Source organism: Cupriavidus sp. 22TCCZM04-2 (assembly GCF_057798895.1).
In genome coordinates this window covers 1-19,158 of the sequence record NZ_JBYOJS010000015.1, presented here as the reverse complement: position 1 = coordinate 19,158, position 19,158 = coordinate 1, and the positions used below count along the sequence as shown (strand labels likewise).

General features: G+C 63.5%; 14 protein-coding genes and 2 rRNA genes. 6 read left to right on the top strand and 10 right to left on the bottom strand.

What is annotated here, in order from left to right; all coding sequences use genetic code 11:
* Positions 1 to 248: 248 nt before the first annotated feature.
* Positions 249 to 752, bottom strand: coding sequence for a hypothetical protein (locus AC3FKG_RS20830; RefSeq protein ID WP_483712039.1), 504 nt, complete (start codon positions 750 to 752; stop codon positions 249 to 251).
* Between the two features lie 291 nt (positions 753 to 1,043).
* Here AC3FKG_RS20830 and AC3FKG_RS20825 point away from each other — a divergent pair, with 291 nt between their 5' ends.
* Positions 1,044 to 1,226: a hypothetical protein gene (locus AC3FKG_RS20825; RefSeq protein WP_211958527.1), complete on the top strand. Its 183-nt coding sequence runs from the start codon at positions 1,044 to 1,046 to the stop codon at positions 1,224 to 1,226.
* A 245-nt stretch (positions 1,227 to 1,471) separates the two neighbouring features.
* Here the strand turns inward: AC3FKG_RS20825 and AC3FKG_RS20820 are convergent, their stop codons facing one another.
* Both AC3FKG_RS20820 and AC3FKG_RS20815 read right to left on the bottom strand, forming a co-directional pair.
* Entirely contained in the window at positions 1,472 to 1,669 is a 198-nt protein-coding gene (locus tag AC3FKG_RS20820; protein ID WP_483712040.1) for a rubredoxin, read from the bottom strand.
* Positions 1,670 to 1,792: 123 nt separating this feature from the next.
* Positions 1,793 to 5,686 (bottom strand): DUF748 domain-containing protein, encoded by a 3,894-nt coding sequence (locus AC3FKG_RS20815; RefSeq protein WP_488744017.1) that lies wholly within the window; start codon positions 5,684 to 5,686, stop codon positions 1,793 to 1,795.
* A gap of 300 nt (positions 5,687 to 5,986) precedes the next feature.
* Here AC3FKG_RS20815 and AC3FKG_RS20810 point away from each other — a divergent pair, with 300 nt between their 5' ends.
* Positions 5,987 to 7,297, top strand: coding sequence for an MFS transporter (locus AC3FKG_RS20810; protein WP_483712042.1), 1,311 nt, complete (start codon positions 5,987 to 5,989; stop codon positions 7,295 to 7,297).
* A gap of 68 nt (positions 7,298 to 7,365) precedes the next feature.
* Here AC3FKG_RS20810 and AC3FKG_RS20805 read toward each other — a convergent pair whose 3' ends face one another.
* The gene (locus AC3FKG_RS20805) at positions 7,366 to 8,454 is read right to left on the bottom strand and encodes an extracellular catalytic domain type 1 short-chain-length polyhydroxyalkanoate depolymerase (RefSeq protein WP_483712043.1); all 1,089 of its coding nucleotides are present in this window, start codon (positions 8,452 to 8,454) and stop codon (positions 7,366 to 7,368) included.
* Positions 8,455 to 8,713: 259 nt separating this feature from the next.
* Between AC3FKG_RS20805 and AC3FKG_RS20800 the strand changes: the two genes are divergently transcribed.
* Positions 8,714 to 9,481, top strand: coding sequence for a Crp/Fnr family transcriptional regulator (locus AC3FKG_RS20800; protein WP_483712044.1), 768 nt, complete (start codon positions 8,714 to 8,716; stop codon positions 9,479 to 9,481).
* A 237-nt stretch (positions 9,482 to 9,718) separates the two neighbouring features.
* Here AC3FKG_RS20800 and AC3FKG_RS20795 read toward each other — a convergent pair whose 3' ends face one another.
* Entirely contained in the window at positions 9,719 to 10,054 is a 336-nt protein-coding gene (locus AC3FKG_RS20795) for a hypothetical protein (protein WP_488744073.1), read from the bottom strand.
* Between the two features lie 140 nt (positions 10,055 to 10,194).
* The gene (locus tag AC3FKG_RS20790) at positions 10,195 to 10,482 is read right to left on the bottom strand and encodes a transposase (RefSeq protein ID WP_483712045.1); all 288 of its coding nucleotides are present in this window, start codon (positions 10,480 to 10,482) and stop codon (positions 10,195 to 10,197) included.
* A gap of 198 nt (positions 10,483 to 10,680) precedes the next feature.
* On the opposite strand from AC3FKG_RS20790, the gene AC3FKG_RS20785 reads away from it, so the two are divergent.
* From AC3FKG_RS20785 to AC3FKG_RS20775, 3 genes are all read left to right on the top strand, one after another.
* Positions 10,681 to 10,917, top strand: coding sequence for a hypothetical protein (locus tag AC3FKG_RS20785; protein ID WP_488744016.1), 237 nt, complete (start codon positions 10,681 to 10,683; stop codon positions 10,915 to 10,917).
* 456 nt (positions 10,918 to 11,373) lie between these two features.
* On the top strand, positions 11,374 to 12,330 hold the full coding sequence (locus tag AC3FKG_RS20780; protein WP_488744015.1) for a LysR substrate-binding domain-containing protein: 957 nt from the start codon (positions 11,374 to 11,376) through the stop codon (positions 12,328 to 12,330).
* Between the two features lie 338 nt (positions 12,331 to 12,668).
* Positions 12,669 to 13,328, top strand: coding sequence for a response regulator (locus tag AC3FKG_RS20775; protein ID WP_483712048.1), 660 nt, complete (start codon positions 12,669 to 12,671; stop codon positions 13,326 to 13,328).
* 22 nt (positions 13,329 to 13,350) lie between these two features.
* Here AC3FKG_RS20775 and AC3FKG_RS20770 read toward each other — a convergent pair whose 3' ends face one another.
* The 4 genes from AC3FKG_RS20770 to AC3FKG_RS20755 all read right to left on the bottom strand — a co-directional run bounded on the left by AC3FKG_RS20770 (position 13,351) and on the right by AC3FKG_RS20755 (position 18,928).
* Positions 13,351 to 13,812, bottom strand: a complete 462-nt coding sequence (locus AC3FKG_RS20770) for a MarR family winged helix-turn-helix transcriptional regulator (RefSeq protein WP_483712049.1) — start codon at positions 13,810 to 13,812, stop codon at positions 13,351 to 13,353.
* A gap of 53 nt (positions 13,813 to 13,865) precedes the next feature.
* Positions 13,866 to 15,464, bottom strand: coding sequence for an MFS transporter (locus tag AC3FKG_RS20765; protein ID WP_483712050.1), 1,599 nt, complete (start codon positions 15,462 to 15,464; stop codon positions 13,866 to 13,868).
* Between the two features lie 343 nt (positions 15,465 to 15,807).
* Positions 15,808 to 15,921: ribosomal RNA gene (gene rrf / locus AC3FKG_RS20760) — 5S ribosomal RNA — on the bottom strand.
* A 126-nt stretch (positions 15,922 to 16,047) separates the two neighbouring features.
* A 23S ribosomal RNA gene (locus tag AC3FKG_RS20755) occupies positions 16,048 to 18,928 on the bottom strand.
* Positions 18,929 to 19,158 lie beyond the last annotated feature (230 nt).

Sequence of the window (19,158 nt, the reverse complement as noted above, 5' to 3'; positions counted from 1 at the left end):
TGAGATAAGACTAGTGCATGCCATCAGGTCACTGCAAGGCAACACGGGCGCCACGATTTGCGCATCGCACAAGCCACCGTGCGGTCTCGCACAAGCGCTGCGCGCATGGAAAAAACGGCGGATGGGACATCATCTCCCATCCACCGTTGTGGTCGCGCGCCGCCCGTGTAGTGGCAAAAGCACGCGGCTAAATCAGCGACGCTGCAGTGCGGCGCACATCCGCCGCCATGCGCTGCCGCATCCGGCGCTCAATGCGATACGTCCTTGCTTTCGAGCTTCCAGTAGCACACCGCGGCCACCATGCCGAAGATCATGTGGCCCACCAGCGTGTACCAGCCGCGCGCGTCCGCGAACCACGTGAAGACGCGCGTCATGACATGGAAGTCGAACACGTAGACCACCGCGCCAAAGACGGCGCCAGCGAGCAGGATCATGCGAACGCTCGAATCCAGCTGGAACGGCGCGATGATGATGGCCAGGACCATCCCCAGCACCGCGCCCAGCACGAAGTGGATCAGCAGTGCCGCCGCCACGGTGCCCACGCTGAACAGCGAGGTCTGCAATACGTCCCGGCCCATCAGGATCGCGGCAATCATGCGCGTGGTGCCCCACGGATTCACGCCCGACACCATCGTGGACCAGAACAGTTCCAGCACCAGCAGCAACGCGCCGGCCGCCAGCCCCGATACCGCGGCTGCGGTCCAGTCCGGCGAGCGCCGCACGTAATGGTGCGAATGCATGTGAAGTTCCATAGCCACCTCCGCCTCTCTGTATTCGCGGGACAGGCCCGCGTATTTGCACAGGATAGGACACGCGGGTCGCAGAGTTAGACCCGGCAGGGCGAAAAAGATGCCAGCGTCCGCGCTCCGCTCGTATGGCATGCCCGCAGGTGGCATGAACGGTACGCGGTATGCGTTGCGCGGCGGCGTATCTCCGCAGGACTGCCGTTGCGCATACGGGTCAATCCCGATGCAAGCGGCCGTCTATTCGCCACACACTGCCTATACTGGAGTCGTAAGGCAGAGAGACAGGAGACCGCCATGATGTGGCATTTTCAGGCGCACGATCTTGTATTCCTGATCCCGATGGCGCTGGTAGGCGTGATCGCCATGGGCTCGATCCCGGTGACCGCCAGGTTCCTGCGTATCAGTTGCCGCACCATGGGCGCACTCATCGGAGCGCTGGTGGCTGTGCTGGTACTGGAGGCGTTGCCGCTGCTGATCTGAGCCGCCAGGCTCGGGTATTTGTCGAGAGAGAGGAGGGCCGCGCATGACGATCGGCCTGATGGCCGCCGTAATGGCGGTACTGCTGTGCTTGACTGTCTTGGTTGCAGTGTGGCGGTGCAGCCACCCCTACCGAATGCGCTATCGGCGCTGCGCGCGGCAACGCGCCGGCCTCTGCAAGCACGCGGCCAGGCATTAGCCGCAGCGGCCATCCGCGTGGCCGGCGCATGCGGCGCGGGCCGGCAACGTCACAGTTCGATCATGGCGAATTCGGCCTTGCCCACGTCGCATTCCGGGCAGCGCCAGTCATCGGGTACCTCTTCCCAGCGGGTGCCGGCCGCCAGGCCGTCTTCCGGACAGCCCAGTTCTTCGTCGTACACCCAGCCGCAGATCACGCAAACCCAGGTCTTGTAGGCCACTGCTGCTTCAAGCTGATCCTGCTGCAAAACTTTCTCCTAAGCGCGGCCGCACGCGGCCCGATACATTTTCCGGGCCGAATGATACGCGGTTTTTACGAGCGGCGAGTTCGAGGGGATGCCGGCACCTGTCGGCGCCGGCCAGCGATGCGATTACTGGCGGATCGAGAAATCCACCCGGTTCGGCGTGCCCTTGTCCTTGATGCCCTCGGCGCTCAGATGCGGCGCGGTCAGGAACAGCCGGTCTTCCGGCACCTTGCCGTCGCGCTCCAGCGCCTGCTTGACGACCAGCGCGCGCTGGTCCGCAAGGTGCCTGAGATCGGTATCCGATACCGTGGCATTGGCCATCAGCAGCTTCTCCATTTCCTCGGGCGGCAGCGACTTGGCAAAGCCGACGAAATTGCGCGGCTTCTTCATCGAGGTGCGCTTGTAGACCTCTTCGAGATACTTCGGGTACTCCTGCTTCGACACCTTGACGTCGGCGCCTTGCTCGCCCGCTTCGCTGTCGCCGGCTTCGTCGCCTTCCTGCGCGCTCTTGCGCAGGTCGCGCCGCTTCTGCTCGGCCACGCGGGCGTCCAGCCAGGCGCGGCGGGCGCCCGCCTCGTCGGTGGCCGGGTCGATGCGGCCGCTGATTTCCAGCTTCAGCGACGGACGGTCGTTGAGGGCCTTGGCCACCGTGGCAATCTTGTCCCTGGCCGCGGGCGCAAGCGTCGCGGTGCCGGGCGTGAATTCCACGTAGCCGAGTTCCTCGCCGCTGCCGCCGCCAAACGCCGAGCCGATCAGCGCGAACGGCGACGTGATCGCCTTTGCCAGCAGGTTAAGGATCACGCGCACGATCACGCCGCCGACGCTGAACTCAGGATCCGACAGCGAGCCTGACACGGGCAGGTTGATGTCGATCACGCCGTGGCGGTCCTTGAGCAGCGACACCGCCAGCAGCACGGGCAGCTTGGTCGCGTCCGGGCTGTCGACCTTGTCGCCAAAGGTGAGCTGGTCGAGGTACAGGTGGTTGCTGGCGTCGAGCTTGCCCTGGTCGATCTTGTAGGCCACGTCGACGGTCAGCTTGCCCTTGGTGATCGGATAGCCGGCGTACTTGGCCGCATACGGCGTCAGGCGCGTCAGTTCCACGCCCGAGGCCTTGGCGGCGATGTCCAGGAAGAGCTGCTCGCCGAGCGGATTGATCTTGCCGCTGATGCTGACCGGCGCATCGTCATCGAGCCGGCCATTGAGCACGAGGTCGGCCGGTGTCGGGTCGCCGGACGCCACCTTGGACACCGAGCCCTTCATGCCGGTCAGGTTGGCGCTGTAATTCGGCTTGACGAAGAAGTCCGAGAAATTGATGTTGCCCTTGTCAACCGATACGCCGCCGATACGTACCTGCGGCTTCGGGCCTGCGGCCGCCTGCGCGGGTGCCGCAGGGGGCGCCGGGGCCGGCGCGGATGCCGCCGGTGCCGATGCCGGGTTCGCCTGCGTCAGGCTCGTGGCCGGCGGCGCCTCGCCCTTGGCCGCGCCGCCCGCCATCACGTCCTGCAGGTTCAGGCGGCCATTGGCGTTCAGGATCACGCGGGCATAGAAGTCCGACAGCGCGATATTGTTCAGCGCCACGCGCATCGGGCCCTTGCTGTCGTCCATGGCGAAATCGATGCCCGACACCGCCAGCGAGCGCCAGCGCAGGAAGTCGTCGCCGGTGACTCGGTCCACGGTGCGCACATTGGCCACCTGCGCGTTGCCGGCAAAGCCGGCGGCAATCGGCTTGCCCGGCGGCGCACTGACGGCCAGCCGGCCCTTGACGGTCAGCGTGCCGCTGCGCAGCGCCGCATTGAGGCGATCGCCCACGTAGGGCTGCACCGGTGCCAGGTCGATCTCGCGCAGGTCGAGCTGCAACTGGCTGGCCGGGGCGGCCGGCAGCACGTTGCCTTCCATATTGATCACGCCGCGCTTGCCCGACTCCGCATGCAGCTTGACCGGCAGCGCCGCCGGGGTCAGCGGCCAGGCGATGGCCCCCGTGGTCAGGCCGATATTGCGGTACTGGTGGATGACTGGCCGGCCGCGGTTCAGCTCCGCGGGCGCGTAGTCGGCCAGGCGCGCCGAGCCGCCGTCGAGCCCGACCTTGCCGAGCCGCACCTTCCAGCCACCGCCGGCCGCCGGTGCCGCGCTGTTCGCGGCCGGCGCGGGCGGCTGCTTGCGCTGGGCTTCGGTCTGGCGTGCGGATTCGCTGGCCCATATGCGTGCCATTTCCAGCAGTTGGCCGCGATGGTCGCGCGTCGCGGCAATCTGCGGCTTGGTGATCGCCAACTGCCCCGCCCCGAAGGTCTGTTTGGCCAGGTCCAGGCCGATATCGTCCAGCACCACTTTGTCGGCCTGCATCAAGGGCAGGTTTGCGCCCTCGGTGTCGGTCGCGCGCGCACGGCGGTTGCGGCGCTCGACACGTTCCGCACGCGCCTGGCGCGCCGCGGGCTGGCCCGACGCTGCCACGGCCGCCGGCATGACCACCGGCTCGCGTGTCGCCACATGCAGCGGCGCCAGTTCCAGCCGCGACTTTTCGAGCACGAACTGGAACACGGGCTGCGCCCACGACATCCGGTAATGAAGCTCCGCGTTGACCGCGGTCTTGCCGAACTGGGCCTGGAGCGCGTGCGGCCACCAGGACGCAAATCCCTGCGGCTGCAGCCCCGAAGTTTCGAGCGTGCCGGCCAGCGTTCGCTGCCGCAACGACAGTTCGCCCACATGCGTGATGGTCTGGCCATCGGCCACTGTGATGGTGGCCTGCAGCCTGGTCGCCTTGTCGGCGTCGGCACTGGCCAGGCCATTCACCTCGGCATCGATGGGGCCCAACGCCAGCTTGCCCGGGCCGGACGGCGCCAGCGCGTCTTCGAAGCCGAAGCGGGCTTGCTTGAGCGTGACGCGGTCGACGGCGTAGCGCCACCCCGCCTCTTGCGGCTTTGCTGCCGCCGTCGGCGCCGATGCCGGCGCGGCCTTGGCTTCAGGCGCGGCTTGCGGCACGAAGGCCGTGACCAGGTTCAGCGAACCGTCCGCGCGCCGCACGGCGGCCACGTCAAGCCCTTCAATATCGACGCTGCGCAGATGGGCGCGTTGTGCCAGCGGTTCCACGCGGTCGATATCGAGCGCCAGCTTGCCATTGCTGACCAGCGGCGCGCCGGCGGCCGTGCGCACGTCCAGCTCGCGCAGGGCTGCGGTGCCTGAGACGAAGATGTCCTGCTTGTCCTTCTGCTGGCGGAAGCCCACAGTCAAGCGCGTGTCGAGCAGTCCGTGCTTGACCTGCGCATCCTTGAGCCTGGGCGCGAACGGCATGAAGCGCGCCACATCGAGCCCGTCGAGGTTGACGTTCAGGTGCGTCTCGCGCGAATCGGCAAAAGGCAGCACGGTGCCATCGAGGGCCAGCGGCGTGCCGTTGATCTGCGCGCTGAGCGTGGGCCGCGTGACGATCTCCACGTCGTGCGGCAGGTTCGACAGGAAGGGCAGCGTCAGCGTCAGGTTGTCGACCTTCACGGCAGAGCCGGCCACCTTGTCCTCATAAGCCACCGAACTGCCCGTGACGGCAATGTTGTTGACCGAGAAGCGGGCCGGCTTGGCATCGGGCGGCTTCGGCGGCTGGGCGGCGAGCTTGTCCTGGATATCGGCAAAGCTCAGGCGGCCGTCGGCCTCGCGCGTCACATGTACGGCCAGGCGATCGATATGCAGCGAGTCCACCACCGGCGCGAGGTGCCAGGCCGAGGCCAGCGAGGTGTCGGCTTCCACCTCGCCCAGTGTCACGGCGGGGGTCTTGCCGTCGCGCTCATAGATAGTGAGGTCGTTCAGCGTCGCCGCCAGTTCGAACGGACGCACATGCGCCGCCCCCAGCGTCACCTTGCGGCCGAGCGCCTCGGTGGCGTTTTTTTCAATCAGCGACTTGATCAGCGGCGGACCGCCAAAGTAGCCCGCGAGGCCAAACACGGCCAACGCGGCCAGCACGCCGCCGGCCGCGCGCACGGCCAGCCTTCGCCGCGGCGTAGCCGTGGCGAACTGGATGGAATTCTTGATTTCCATGTCATTCCCGATGAATCCAACCCCGCCCCGAGTGACGCACAGCACTTTGTGCCCCGGATTTCACTTTTTTTTGACATTATGGCAATGCTTAGACGCAAAGCAAAGCAATCGTCTTTTGTCTTGTCAACACGACAAGGGCTGATCTGATATCTTTACGCCTTTGCGAAGCGTCTCGTCGCAAGCCTGCGGCTTACCCGCCACGTAGTGCCTGCCTCTCCCGCGCTGTACCCCTCCGGCCACACCCTCCACGCAACCCGTGTTGTGCGCTTCGCATGAGATGCCATCCATGCGAGTCCATTCATGTCTACCACCAGCAGTACCGCCCCGATCGCAGGCACGCAGGCCCGGCCCGCGCGACGACTGACCGGGCAGGATTACAAAACCCTCTCCCTCGCCGCACTGGGCGGCGCCCTCGAGTTCTACGACTTCATCATCTTCGTGTTTTTCGCGACGGTGATCGGGCAGTTGTTCTTCCCGCCGTCGGTACCCGACTGGCTGCGGCAGTTGCAGACCTTCGGCATCTTCGCCGCAGGCTACCTGGCCCGTCCGCTGGGAGGCATCATCATGGCGCACTTCGGCGACCTGCTGGGCCGCAAGAAGATGTTCACGCTGTCGATCCTGCTGATGTCGGTGCCCACGCTGCTGATGGGCCTGATGCCGACCTACCACACCATCGGCCTGATGGCCCCGGTACTGCTGCTGGTGCTGCGCATCCTGCAGGGCGCCGCCGTGGGCGGGGAAGTGCCCGGCGCCTGGGTCTTTGTGTCGGAACACGTCCCCGCGCGCCACGTGGGCTATGCGTGCGGCACGCTCACGTGCGGGCTGACCGCCGGGATCCTGCTCGGCTCGCTGGTGGCCACCGGCATCAATTCGGTATTCACGCCGGCGGAGCTGGCTGACTGGGGCTGGCGCGTGCCGTTCCTGATCGGCGGCGTATTCGGCATCGCGTCGATGTACCTGCGCCGCTGGCTGCATGAAACGCCGGTCTTCGCCGAACTGCAGAAGCGCAAGGCGCTGGCGGCGGAAATGCCGCTGAAGTCGGTGGTGCGCGATCACCGCGGCGCCATCGCGGTGTCGATGCTGCTGACGTGGATGCTGTCCGCGGGCATCGTGGTCGTGATCCTGATGACCCCCACGTTCCTGCAGAAGCTTTATGGCTTCGACGCGCGCACGGCCCTGGTCGCCAACAGCGTGGCCACGCTGTGCCTGACGGTCGGCTGCGTGGTTTCGGGCGCGCTCGCCGACCGGTTCGGCGCACGCCGTACGTTGTTCTTCGGCGGCCTGCTGCTGGCCGCCAGCGCCTACGCGCTCTACACCACCGTCCATACCCGGCCCGACTTGCTGGTGCCGCTGTACGCGCTGGCGGGCTTCCTGGTCGGCACCATCGGCGCGGTGCCGTTCGTGCTGGTCAATGCCTTCCCGGCGCAGGTGCGCTTTTCGGGCCTGTCGTTCTCGTACAACCTGTCCTATGCGATCTTTGGCGGCCTGACGCCGATGGTCGTCACGCTGATGCTCAAGAACGATCCGCTCGCGCCCGCGCACTACGTGGTCGCGGTATGCGCCATCGGCATGGCAACGGCACTGTTCGTCAAGGATCCGGCGCGCAGCTGATACCGGCCCGTGCCTGGATGAGAGGAAGGAGGGCCTTGCGCCCTCCTTTTTTCATGGGTGTACGCGCGCTAGCGCCGGTGTCCGCGGAAGAAGTCCCACATCATCGCGCTGGCATCGGGGCCAACGGCGCTGTGATAGCTGTAGTCGCCGTCTCCGCCGCTCCACGCGTGGCCCAGCCCCTCCACTTCCACCAGCGTGACCAGATCGCGGCTCCAGCGCCCGAAGCGCGCTTCATGGAAATGTCCGGCCGGCAGGCGCGCCTGCGCCTCGGAAATGCCGCCCGGACGGTCTTCCAGGCCGTTGTAGGCCAGGAACTGCCGCGCCAGCAGGCGGCCATTGACCGGATGGACCGCATCGTCGTCGAGGCCGTGCACCACGATCGCCGGCAGTTCGGGGCCGCCCGCCGTGGCCCCCGCGGCGTCGAGCAGCCATGCCGGGTCGGCGGTCGACCCGTGGCGCATGGCCCTCAGACCGGCGTGCGGGTTGTCCGCTTCACCGACCACGACCCCGGAGTGCAGGCCTACCGCCGCGACCAGTTGCGGGTAGCGCAAGGCCACCACTGCGGCCATGGCGGCGCCGGCCGACATCCCGGCGACGAAGATCTGGTCCTCGCGCACATCGAGGCGCCGCGAGAGCGTCTCGATCAGCGCCGCGACGGCCTGTGCTTCACGACCTCCCTCGCCGTCGGCCAGGTCAAACCATTGCCAACAGCGCTGCAGCTGGCGCCGCAGCGGCTGCTGGGGATACGCCACGATGAAGCCCTCACGCTCGGCCAGCGCGTTCATGCGCGTGCCGGCGGCGAGTTCGTCGGGAGTCTGGCGGCAGCCGTGCAGCATGACCACCAGGGGCAAGGGGCCGCGGAAGCGGTGCCTGGCGCTGGCCGGCACATACAGGTGATAGGACAACCGCGGCACCAGCTCGCCGGCCAGTGGTGCCAGGCTCAGGCGGTGGGATTCCCAGCTGCCCGGCAACTGCGGCGCCGGATGCCGTGGCGAAAGTGGAGCGCCATGCGGTGTCCGGATACGGCGCCGCGGCGCCAGATGGCTCAACGATTCAACGCGTTCCAGCCACGCTTTGACTTGTGCTTCGGTCTGGGCCTGCGCCCGGCTGAATCGCCGGAATTGCGCCTGCCAGTCCATGGCAAGGCTCTTGGCCATGAGAACTCCTGGTTGCGTGCAATGCATCTCCCCCGGACGTTCTGCGTATTGTTGCGATGCAGCATAGCACATGGGGCCAGCCAAGACCGCACGCAGCGTGGCTTTTCCGCATCGTCAGACGGCGCCCACTTGACGTGCGGCCGCGGCTCCCCATCAATCGAAAAGTTTCAGGCAGAACCACGAAAGAATACAGATCGCGGGGAGATAGCAGGCGTTGCCGCGCATTTATACTAGGCCGTCGCCTCAGGCATCCATGCCCATGCCCGACTCGCCCTCATGCTCGCTCTGCCTCTTTCGCCATGTCTGCCGTGATGCCTCGACGGCCGATCGGTCGCCGGGTGCGCAGAAGCCCTTGCAGCCCGCTCACGTCACGGTAGCCGCCGGCGATGCCTTCTATCGCCAGGGCCGCCCAGTGGCTGCATTGTTTCCGTTGCGGGAAGGCAGTGCCAAGCAGGTTTATGAATCGCCCCTGGGATGGCGGCAGGTCACGGGATTCTCAATGTCAGGCGATGTGCTGGGCCTGGAGCCGAACGAGGCGCCGGTCTACAGCGTCAGCGCCATCGCCTTGCAGGACACCCTGTGCTGTGTCGTGTCGATCGAGGCGCTGCGCACGCACATGGCCGACCCGGCCTTCCGGGATTCCGTGCTGGCCGTGATGCGTCGTCAGTCCGAACGGGAGCGCGTCCTGCTGGTCGCGGTCGGCTCGATGAAAGCTGCCCAGCGGCTCGCCATGCTGCTGCTCGACCTGGACACCGAGCACCGCCGCCGCGGCGGCGCCGACGGCCCGCTTACGCTGGCGATGTCGCGATCGGACATCGCCAGCCTGCTCGGGCTGACGCTGGAAACGGTGTCGCGCCTGTTGTCGCGTTTTGCGTCGGTGGGACTGATCTCGGTCCGGCAGCGGCGCTTGAAGCTGATCGACCGCGACGGCCTGGCCGCAGTCTATGCGGACCTGGAACCGATGCCGCGGCAGACTCGGGCCGCCATGGCACATGCCGCGGCCGGCGACGACCCGCACCCGTTCTGACTCAGTCCACGAGGCGGGTCATCGCGGTCTGTCAGCGATCCGCCACGCGCCTCCACCCGTCCGGCGAGAAGCTTCGGCCAATCAGCATCAGCCCAAGACATCAGGCCAGGATATGACGTAAGCGGTGCTTGTTCGCTCTCCACAAAAAATGCAGTCGAACGACCGCGTCCCGCCATGGCCGCTATTGCGGCCTGGCGGTCCTGCCCTTTGTATCGGCTGGTGCAGCCCGCGCTGTCGTCACCGTTGCTGCTGCGCGCATTCCTGGCGGTATGCCTCTTCCAGACGCTTGCGGTCCGCCTGTCGCTCCGGCGTCGGATACGTGCGCCCGTCAGCCGTGGTGACCGACGAGTTGCCGGTCGACCACTGTGGCCCCGAGGGAAGCGCGTTGATCTGATCCAGCAGCGACTGGCAGCGCTGGCGCTGCGATACCGACAAGGTGCCGTCGGTGGCGTCCACGGTTGCCGTGGCGGGATCCAGCATGCGGGGCGGAGGCGGCGCGACCATCGGCGCCGGGAGCGACGCATCTGACGCCGCCCAGGACTGTACGGCAAGCAGCCCTGCACAGGCCACCATCGATACCTTGCAACCAATCAACTTCTTCAAACTGTGACTCCGGGACAGCGCCCTGCCCGAATGGGATGAGGCAACACGCCTGCTCGATCCGCATGGGATCAGCGCTGGGTTAGCGGGTTAGCGGGGTAGCGGGGCTGCGGTCAACGTTCCTTCCCGCTACCGCTGCGGCCCGCCCGGTTGCGCAGGAGCTCGAGCTTGAGCAGCGCATCCGCCAGCATGCTCTTGAGCCGGGTGTTCTCCTCCTGCAACTCGCGCAGTTTACGCCCTTCGCGTGCATCGCCCTGTCCGGGCTGCCCATAGCGGGCGCGCCAGCCATAAAAGGACGCATCGCTGAAGCCGTACCGCGCGCACAACTCGCGCACCGGCACGCCGCTGGCGGCCTCGGCCAGATAGCTGCGGATCTGCTCTTCCGAATACCGTCTGTTCACCGATTCTCTCCCGCTACGCAACAGTCTTATGCGTGCCGGTAACCGAGCCCGACCCTGCCCCGTACGTTAGCCCACTGCCGAGCCAAAAGGCAATTCAACGTCTTTGCTGGGCGAGTTAAGAAAATTGTGCTGGCCGGCTTTCGTGCGAGGGCAGTATCTGCAAACGTCGCCTGCACTGACGCGTCACAGGATGCACGGATGATTGTCGTCAGCGGAATGCGCCTGTCTTGGCCGCCTGCTTTGGTTTTTCCAATTTGGAATCCAGCATGGCCGTATGTCGCGATCGCCGAATTTTCGCCCGAATCCGGCACGGTCGTTGCGCTGACCATCGGCCGATGGAGCGAGCCCAATCAAAGCGCTGTCCCCTTATGCGTGGCGGTTTTCGGCCGCTTTGCGCCTTGTTCTTATGTCCGGACAAGCGCTCCTGAAATGTGAGCGTTGCATATCGGAATGTCAGTTACTTCCTAGGAACTTTCCAGTTGTTGTATTAAGATTCCTCGGCATCAACTAAATTTCGTACGCCCGCAAACAGCGCTCCACGGAACGCGGACAGACGGGCGGCGCGCCAGTTCTACACCGGCACTCACACGCCCGGTGACGCATCCAGAACTGTCGGCAAGCAAGGGCCTGAAGGATTGAGGAGTCACTGCGCCATTTGTCGACGCGAGTCGCACATTTAGGAGTTGTGTCATGCTTCTTGGTAGCCTGATCCGCCACAACCAGCGCTTGCCGGTTCCTGTTCCCACAGCCACGGAAATCCCTTTTTCCGCTCGCGAACCCGTTCGCTAGGTTCGCGGCGCGACAGGCTATGGCCGCGCCATGCTGTCACATTGTCGTGCCAGAAAATAAAAGAAAAACGAAAACAGAATCCATGGATCGGGAGAAGTCAGAATGCGCCATGTCAGCACGAAGTTGTTGCACGTCTTTGTTTTGGTGATGGAGTACCGTGACCTCAGCGCGGTAGCTGCCTGCACGCAAGGCCGCGTTCCGACGGTCGCCTACAGCCTTGCACGGTTGCGCGAGATCACAGGCGACCCGCTCTTCGTCAAGCGCAACGGCACGCTGGAGCCAACGCCCCACGCGCTGCGCCTGGAACAGACCGCCAGGCAGATCCTGGCCAAATGGAGTGTGCTGGTACGGCCGAACGAACTGGCCCCGGCAAAAAGCCGCCACGGCCGGCGCCTGTCGATCGGGTTTTCCTCGTCCATTGGCGACCCCGTGATCACCGAGATCCTGACCACGCTGTGCGAGCAGTTTCCGCATGACAGCTTCGTGACCAGGCCCGTGATCGCCGACGCCACGCTGTCCGAGAGCCTGGACAACGGCGAGCTCGACTGCGCCTTCGTAGTCGACGGCGGGCATAACCCGGAAAAGGTCCTGCCGCATAACATCCTGGCCACGCCGCGCCGGCTGGTCAGTGCGATGCGCGCCGGCAGCGCGGACGATACGGAAAGCGACTGGATCCTGCTGCAGGAAGACTGCGAAGCCGGCAGTCCGTTGCGCAGCTTCCTCGCACGCCAGGCCAGCACTCCGGGACATCGTGAAACCGTCGTGCCGTCCTGGCATACGCAGATCACGCTGCTGCATTCGGCCGGCGGTATCTGCCCCGTGCTCGATTTCAACGTGCCGCTGGTCACGCGTGATCGCAAGACGCGCCTGCTGACCCCGCCGAGCAGCTTCCCGGAATGGGCCGCGCTGCATTTCTGGGCCCCTGAACGCGCCCACGACAAGAGCGCGCTGCGCGACATCATGGACGTGGGCAATGCCGTGCTGCGCGATCCGCTCAAGGCCATCGACGGCCGGCGCAAGAGCCGGCAGGAGTCGCCACGGCACGCCGCGGCGGCCTGAGCGGCGACCGGGCAGGACAGCCCACACCGTTCGCGTGCGAGCCGTTTCGCGCGCACCGCTGCTATCCGCCCGTACCCGGCCACACGCGCATCGCGGTGCCATCCCGCCGACGGCATCGCAACGTTTGTCTGCAAAATTTTGCGAACTTTCTCAGTCCGCCGCGGCTGCCGGGCCAGTATTCTGGCCTCGCACTAGCCGTGTCACGGCCGCCTCCCGTTTGGCTCGAGACCTGGCACGTGCGCAGATGTTGATGCGTCCTTCGCGCCGCGCGCCGCCATGGCGTGCGGCGATTTTTTGGGGCGCAGCACAGCTGCCATCTCCACGACAAGGACCGCGCCATGACACTGAGAATCCTGCTGGCCGACGACCACCCGGTCGTCTGCGCTGCCGTCCGCGACCAATTGCAGACGCAGCCGGGCTGGGTGATCTGCGGCATGGTCAACAGCGCCACAGAACTACTGACCAGCGTCGAGACCCTGCGCCCGGACATCGTGATCACCGACTATCACATGCCGGGCCACAAGGACTCGGATGGCATCCGGCTGATCTCCACGCTGCGGCGGCACTACCCCTCGGTCAGCGTGATTGTGCTCACCATGATCACCAACCCTTTGATCCTGCGTTCGATTCTCAATGCACGCGTGCAGGGGCTCATGCTGAAGGACGCACCGCTTTCCGAACTGATCACCGTCGTCGCCCGCATCCAGCGAGGCTTTCACTACACTGGCAAGTCGGCGCTCGATATCCTGTCGCAGACCAGCCTGGACAGTCCTCACGAACCCGGCCAGCAGGTTGCGCAACGCCTGTCGGTGCGCGAGACCGAAGTCATCCGGCTCTATCTGAGCGGGCGCTCGGTCAGCGAGATCGCTATCATCCTGTGCCGCAGCGTCAAGACCATCAGCCGCCAGAAGAATTGCGCGATGCAAAAGCTCGGGGCCAGCAATGATCGCGAGCTATTCGAGTGCGCGGCGCGCCAGGGCATCTTGCTGCCGACTTAGCAAGATCCGTCGCGCGATGCCTTCAGTCTGCGTCCGCCAGTTCCGTCGCGCGGGCGACTGCACCGGCGATGCCGGCCTCCAGCTGGGCCAGGCCTCTCGACAGTTCGAGCATGGTCGACTCGGGGACGTTCTCGAGCACGTCCTGTAGAAAGGCCGATCGGCGGGGCATCTTGTCTTCCACCATGGCCCTGCCCGCCACGGACAACGTGACATGCGTGACGCGGTTGTCGCGCTCGGAAGTATTGCGCAGCACCCAGCCCAGCTCCTCCATCGCCTTGAGCTGCCGGGTCAGTGCGCCCGGGTCCATGCCTACGCGCTCGGCCAATGCTTTCTGCGCGATCGCATCCTCCTGCGTCTGCAGCGCAAACAGGATGCGCCAGCGCGGCAACGGCAGCCCGATACGCTGCTCGAACGCCGACGCATAGGCGCGGTAGGTCCGCCCGAATTGCTGTAGCACCGCAAGGCTTTGTCGCTCAAGTTCCATCCATTCTCCCGTTTCCTAGACTGCGGCGTGCTGCTTGCCGTCCGGCGGCCGTTTCAGTCGGCCGCCATGGCCGGTTGCTGGCCGGCGCGCACCAGCCTGACCGGCGGCACGCGCCGTGCGCGCCACAGGCCAACCAGCGCGGCGACTGCGGCAATGACAAGCCCCAGGTGGATTGCCGTTACAAGCGAAACACGCGCCTGCTCCAGCAGCAAGGCGCCATTGTGCCCCGCCTGCTGCAGTTCGGTCAGCAACCCGGCCTGCGCGGCCTTGTCGATCAGTACCTGCGGATCCGACATGCGGCTGAGCCAGTCCAGTGCATTACCGGTCGCCAGCGAATGTTCCACGCCAGCGGTATAGGAACGCGTCACCATCGTGCCAACCATCGCGGTACCGACCATGCCGCCGACCATCCGCAGCGACTGCAGCATCGCCGTGGCAATGCCCAGGTGTTCCCGGCCCACCGTCTGCTGAGCGAATACCGTCAGGTTCGGCATGATGAAGCCGAGTCCGAACCCCGCCAGCAACATGATCGTCAGCAGCAACGGATGTGACATGCTGCGCGTGGCCAGTGACAGCGCCAGGCATGCGGCGGCCAGCATGCCGAAGCCGGCAAACAGCATGGCATTCGGATGGCGAATGCGCGTGATGATGCGCCCGTTCACGATGCTGCCGACCGTGATGCAAACCACCAGCGGCGTCACCAGCAACCCCGCTTCGCGCGGCGAGTATCCGAACCCGCCCTGGAGCAGCAGTGGCGCGTAGATCAGCAGCGCGAACATGGCGAAGCCGACCAGCACCGCAAGTTGAAACAGCGGTGCTACGCCCGGGTGCCGGAACATGTCCAGCGGCAGGATCGGATTGGCGCAGCGGCGCTCCCATTGCCACAGCCCGATCAGCGCCGCCACCGCCACGACCAGCAGCCCGGCGGTCAGCCAGTCGACGCCGCGCTGCGGCAGCAGTTCGACACTCATCTGCATGCCGCCCAGCCCCACGCCGATCAGCAAGGCGCCGAGCCAGTCGACCCGGATCGGCCCATTGTGCGATTGCTGGCGCAGATGCGGCAGGTAGCGCCATACGAACCACAGGCTCAGCGCCCCCACCGGCAGATTCACATAGAAGACGGCGCGCCAGCCATACAACTCGGTCAGGATGCCGCCCAGCGAAGGTCCGACGGCATTGGCCACGCCGAACGCCGCGCTCATCAGCACCTGCCAGCGCAGCCGGACGTGCGAATCCGGAAACAGATCCGGAATGCACGCGAAGGCGGTACCCACCAGCATGCCTCCCCCGATCCCCTGTAACCCGCGCGCCGCCACCAGGAACGGCATGCTCGTCGCCATGCCGCACAGGGCGGAGGCCACCGAGAACACCACGATGGATGCCAGCACGAAAGGCTTGCGGCCGTAGTAGTCACCCAGCCGGCCGAAAATCGGCACGGTGATGACGGAAAACAGCAGGTATGACGTCGCCACCCAGGCGTAATACTCGAAGCCCTGCAACTCGGCAACGACCGTTGGCAGCGCGGTGCCAACCACGGTCTGGTCCAGCGCCACCAGCATCGACACGAAGGCTACCCCCAGCATGGCGAGCAGCGACTCGCGAAACGGGAGGACCTGGCCGCTGCCATGCCGTGGCTGTGCCTTTGGCGTCATGTTGTTGCTCGATCAATCGTTGTAATATCAATCATTATAGGGCGGGTTCGGAAAGTTTTCCGGAGCCTGATTACGCCCGGTCGGGCCGGTTACCCGTGAAGCCGGTCGCGGCTGGCTCTTTTTCCACTCCGGTGCTGGGGTAGCGTTTCGGTAAGTTGCAGCGCATCGCGCATTGCATGCGCTCGGGCACAACTGAGGAGGAACCGCTCGGTCGCAACAGTGGAATGAACTTTAGAACGGGCTGGCGAAAATGCAGCCTGTCTTCGCGGAGGCTTCACGAACGCGAAACCCAAAGCAAAAACCCCTCGCAGCACATGCTGTCGAGGGGTTTTGCGTTGTAAGAGCCTGGCGATGACCTACTTTCACACGGGTAATCCGCACTATCATCGGCGCGGAGTCGTTTCACGGACCTGTTCGGGATGGGAAGGGGTGGTTCCAACTCGCTATGGTCACCAGGCATAAGGGGTTGTGAGGCTGACGCGGTCAACCTCACCAATTCGGGATGTAGTTCTGTAGTCTTGGGTTGTGCTTGTCAACGCACGGCACAGGCGATTCTCTCACCAGGCTAAAACACACTGGTTATAGGATCAAGCCTTACGGGCAATTAGTACTGGTTAGCTTAACGCATTACTGCGCTTCCACACCCAGCCTATCAACGTCCTGGTCTCGAACGACCCTTCAAGGCGGTCAAGCCGCCAGGGAATCCTCATCTTCAGGCGAGTTTCCCGCTTAGATGCTTTCAGCGGTTATCTCTTCCGTACATAGCTACCCTGCGATGCCTCTGGCGAGACAACAGGTACACCAGCGGTACGTCCACTCCGGTCCTCTCGTACTAGGAGCAGCCCCCGTCAAGATTCCAACGCCCACGGCAGATAGGGACCAAACTGTCTCACGACGTTTTAAACCCAGCTCACGTACCTCTTTAAATGGCGAACAGCCATACCCTTGGGACCGGCTACAGCCCCAGGATGAGATGAGCCGACATCGAGGTGCCAAACACCGCCGTCGATATGAACTCTTGGGCGGTATCAGCCTGTTATCCCCAGAGTACCTTTTATCCGTTGAGCGATGGCCCTTCCATTCAGAACCACCGGATCACTATGTCCTGCTTTCGCACCTGCTCGACTTGTCGGTCTCGCAGTTAAGCACGCTTTTGCCATTGCACTTTAGGTACGATGTCCGACCGTACCAAGCGTACCTTCGAACTCCTCCGTTACACTTTGGGAGGAGACCGCCCCAGTCAAACTGCCTACCATGCACTGTCCCCGACCCGGATTCACGGGCCAAGGTTAGAACCTCAAACAAACCAGGGTGGTATTTCAAGGACGGCTCCACGTAGACTAGCGTCCACGCTTCAAAGCCTCCCACCTATCCTACACAGATCGGTTCAAAGTCCAATGCAAAGCTACAGTAAAGGTTCATGGGGTCTTTCCGTCTAGCCGCGGGGAGATTGCATCATCACAAACACTTCAACTTCGCTGAGTCTCGGGAGGAGACAGTGTGGCCATCGTTACGCCATTCGTGCAGGTCGGAACTTACCCGACAAGGAATTTCGCTACCTTAGGACCGTTATAGTTACGGCCGCCGTTTACCGGGACTTCAATCAAGAGCTTGCACCCCATCATTTAATCTTCCGGCACCGGGCAGGCGTCACACCCTATACGTCCACTTTCGTGTTTGCAGAGTGCTGTGTTTTTATTAAACAGTCGCAGCCACCATTTTATTGCAACCCCTTCACCCTTCTGGCGCAGGCCAGTCAAGCTACCAGGGCGTACCTTATCCCGAAGTTACGGTACCAATTTGCCGAGTTCCTTCTCCCGAGTTCTCTCAAGCGCCTTAGAATACTCATCTCGCCCACCTGTGTCGGTTTGCGGTACGGTCTCGTATGACTGAAGCTTAGAGGCTTTTCTTGGAACCACTTCCAATTGCTTCGCAGCACTAGGCCGCTCGCCCCATAGCCTTGAATTACGCGCCCGGATTTGCCTAAGCGCCTTCTCCACTACAGGGACCGGGACTTCCAACACCCGGACAACCTTCCGCGATCCGTCCCCCCATCGCATCATACGACGGTGCAGGAATATTAACCTGCTTCCCATCAGCTACGCATCTCTGCCTCGCCTTAGGGGCCGACTCACCCTACGCCGATGAACGTTGCGTAGGAAACCTTGGGCTTACGGCGAGGGGGCCTTTCACCCCCTTTATCGCTACTCATGTCAGCATTCGCACTTCCGATACCTCCAGCATCCTTTACAAGACACCTTCACAGGCTTACGGAACGCTCTCCTACCACGCACATTGCTGTGCGTCCGCAGCTTCGGTATATAGCTTAGCCCCGTTACATCTTCCGCGCAGGACGACTCGATCAGTGAGCTATTACGCTTTCTTTAAAGGGTGGCTGCTTCTAAGCCAACCTCCTGACTGTTTTAGCCTTCCCACTTCGTTTCCCACTTAGCTATATTTGGGGACCTTAGCTGGCGGTCTGGGTTGTTTCCCTCTTGACACCGGACGTTAGCACCCGATGTCTGTCTCCCGTGATTGCACTCTTCGGTATTCGGAGTTTGCTATGGCGGGGTAATCAGCAATAGACCCCCCAACCATGACAGTGCTCTACCCCCGAAGGTGAGACACGAGGCACTACCTAAATAGTTTTCGGAGAGAACCAGCTATTTCCAGATTTGTTTAGCCTTTCACCCCTATCCACAGCTCATCCCCTAACTTTTCAACGTTAGTGGGTTCGGTCCTCCAGTACGTGTTACCGCACCTTCAACCTGGCCATGGATAGATCATCTGGTTTCGGGTCTACACCCAGCGACTGAACGCCCTGTTCGGACTCGCTTTCGCTACGCCTGCCCTAATCGGTTAAGCTTGCCACTGAATGTAAGTCGCTGACCCATTATACAAAAGGTACGCCGTCACCCGTTTCCAGGCTCCGACTGTTTGTATGCATGCGGTTTCAGGATCTATTTCACTCCCCTCCCGGGGTTCTTTTCGCCTTTCCCTCACGGTACTGGTTCACTATCGGTCGATCACGAGTATTTAGCCTTGGAGGATGGTCCCCCCATCTTCAGACAGGATTTCACGTGTCCCGCCCTACTTGTCGTACACCTAGTTCCACAACGCTGTTTTCGCATACAGGGCTATCACCTGCTATGGCCGGGCTTTCCATCCCGTTTTGCTAACAACACTGCTAAAGAGTACAAGGCTCTTCCCATTTCGTTCGCCACTACTCTGGGAATCTCGGTTGATTTCTGTTCCTGCAGCTACTTAGATGTTTCAGTTCGCCGCGTTCGCTTCCCTGGCCTATGTATTCAGCCAGGGATGACCCATTCGGGCCGGGTTTCCCCATTCGGACATCTCCGGATCAAAGCTTGTTTGCCAGCTCCCCGAAGCTTTTCGCAGGCTACCGCGTCCTTCATCGCCTGTGATCGCCAAGGCATCCACCACATGCACTTGTTCGCTTGACCCTATAACGAGTGTGTCTCAGTGAGACCCTTCGCTACAGGTGAGTTCTCGCATTTGTGCCGTATTCCAAGTCATCTTTCGATCACTTAAATACATTTTGGTTGATACAATCACAACCCGGTATCGCGTTGGTTACTGCAGCGTCTCATCAACGCTCGCGCGACACCTTTACTACATCCCATATTGTTAAAGAACAGCCGATTCGCAGGGCAGACCCGCGATCGCTTGGCAA

Excerpts from the sequence above, each read along its gene's own strand:
- AC3FKG_RS20805 (WP_483712043.1), bottom strand. The coding sequence starts at position 8,454 with ATGGCCAAGAGCCTTGCCATGGACTGGCAGGCGCAATTCCGGCGATTC.
- AC3FKG_RS20770 (WP_483712049.1), bottom strand. The coding sequence starts at position 13,812 with ATGGAACTTGAGCGACAAAGCCTTGCGGTGCTACAGCAATTCGGGCGG.
- AC3FKG_RS20765 (WP_483712050.1), bottom strand. The coding sequence starts at position 15,464 with ATGACGCCAAAGGCACAGCCACGGCATGGCAGCGGCCAGGTCCTCCCG.
- AC3FKG_RS20775 (WP_483712048.1), top strand. The coding sequence starts at position 12,669 with ATGACACTGAGAATCCTGCTGGCCGACGACCACCCGGTCGTCTGCGCT.
- AC3FKG_RS20825 (WP_211958527.1), top strand. The coding sequence starts at position 1,044 with ATGTGGCATTTTCAGGCGCACGATCTTGTATTCCTGATCCCGATGGCG.
- AC3FKG_RS20785 (WP_488744016.1), top strand. The coding sequence starts at position 10,681 with ATGATTGTCGTCAGCGGAATGCGCCTGTCTTGGCCGCCTGCTTTGGTT.
- AC3FKG_RS20810 (WP_483712042.1), top strand. The coding sequence starts at position 5,987 with ATGTCTACCACCAGCAGTACCGCCCCGATCGCAGGCACGCAGGCCCGG.
- AC3FKG_RS20780 (WP_488744015.1), top strand. The coding sequence starts at position 11,374 with ATGCGCCATGTCAGCACGAAGTTGTTGCACGTCTTTGTTTTGGTGATG.
- AC3FKG_RS20830 (WP_483712039.1), bottom strand. The coding sequence starts at position 752 with ATGGAACTTCACATGCATTCGCACCATTACGTGCGGCGCTCGCCGGAC.
- AC3FKG_RS20795 (WP_488744073.1), bottom strand. The coding sequence starts at position 10,054 with ATGGTGGCCTGTGCAGGGCTGCTTGCCGTACAGTCCTGGGCGGCGTCA.
- AC3FKG_RS20815 (WP_488744017.1), bottom strand. The coding sequence starts at position 5,686 with ATGGAAATCAAGAATTCCATCCAGTTCGCCACGGCTACGCCGCGGCGA.
- AC3FKG_RS20800 (WP_483712044.1), top strand. The coding sequence starts at position 8,714 with ATGCCCGACTCGCCCTCATGCTCGCTCTGCCTCTTTCGCCATGTCTGC.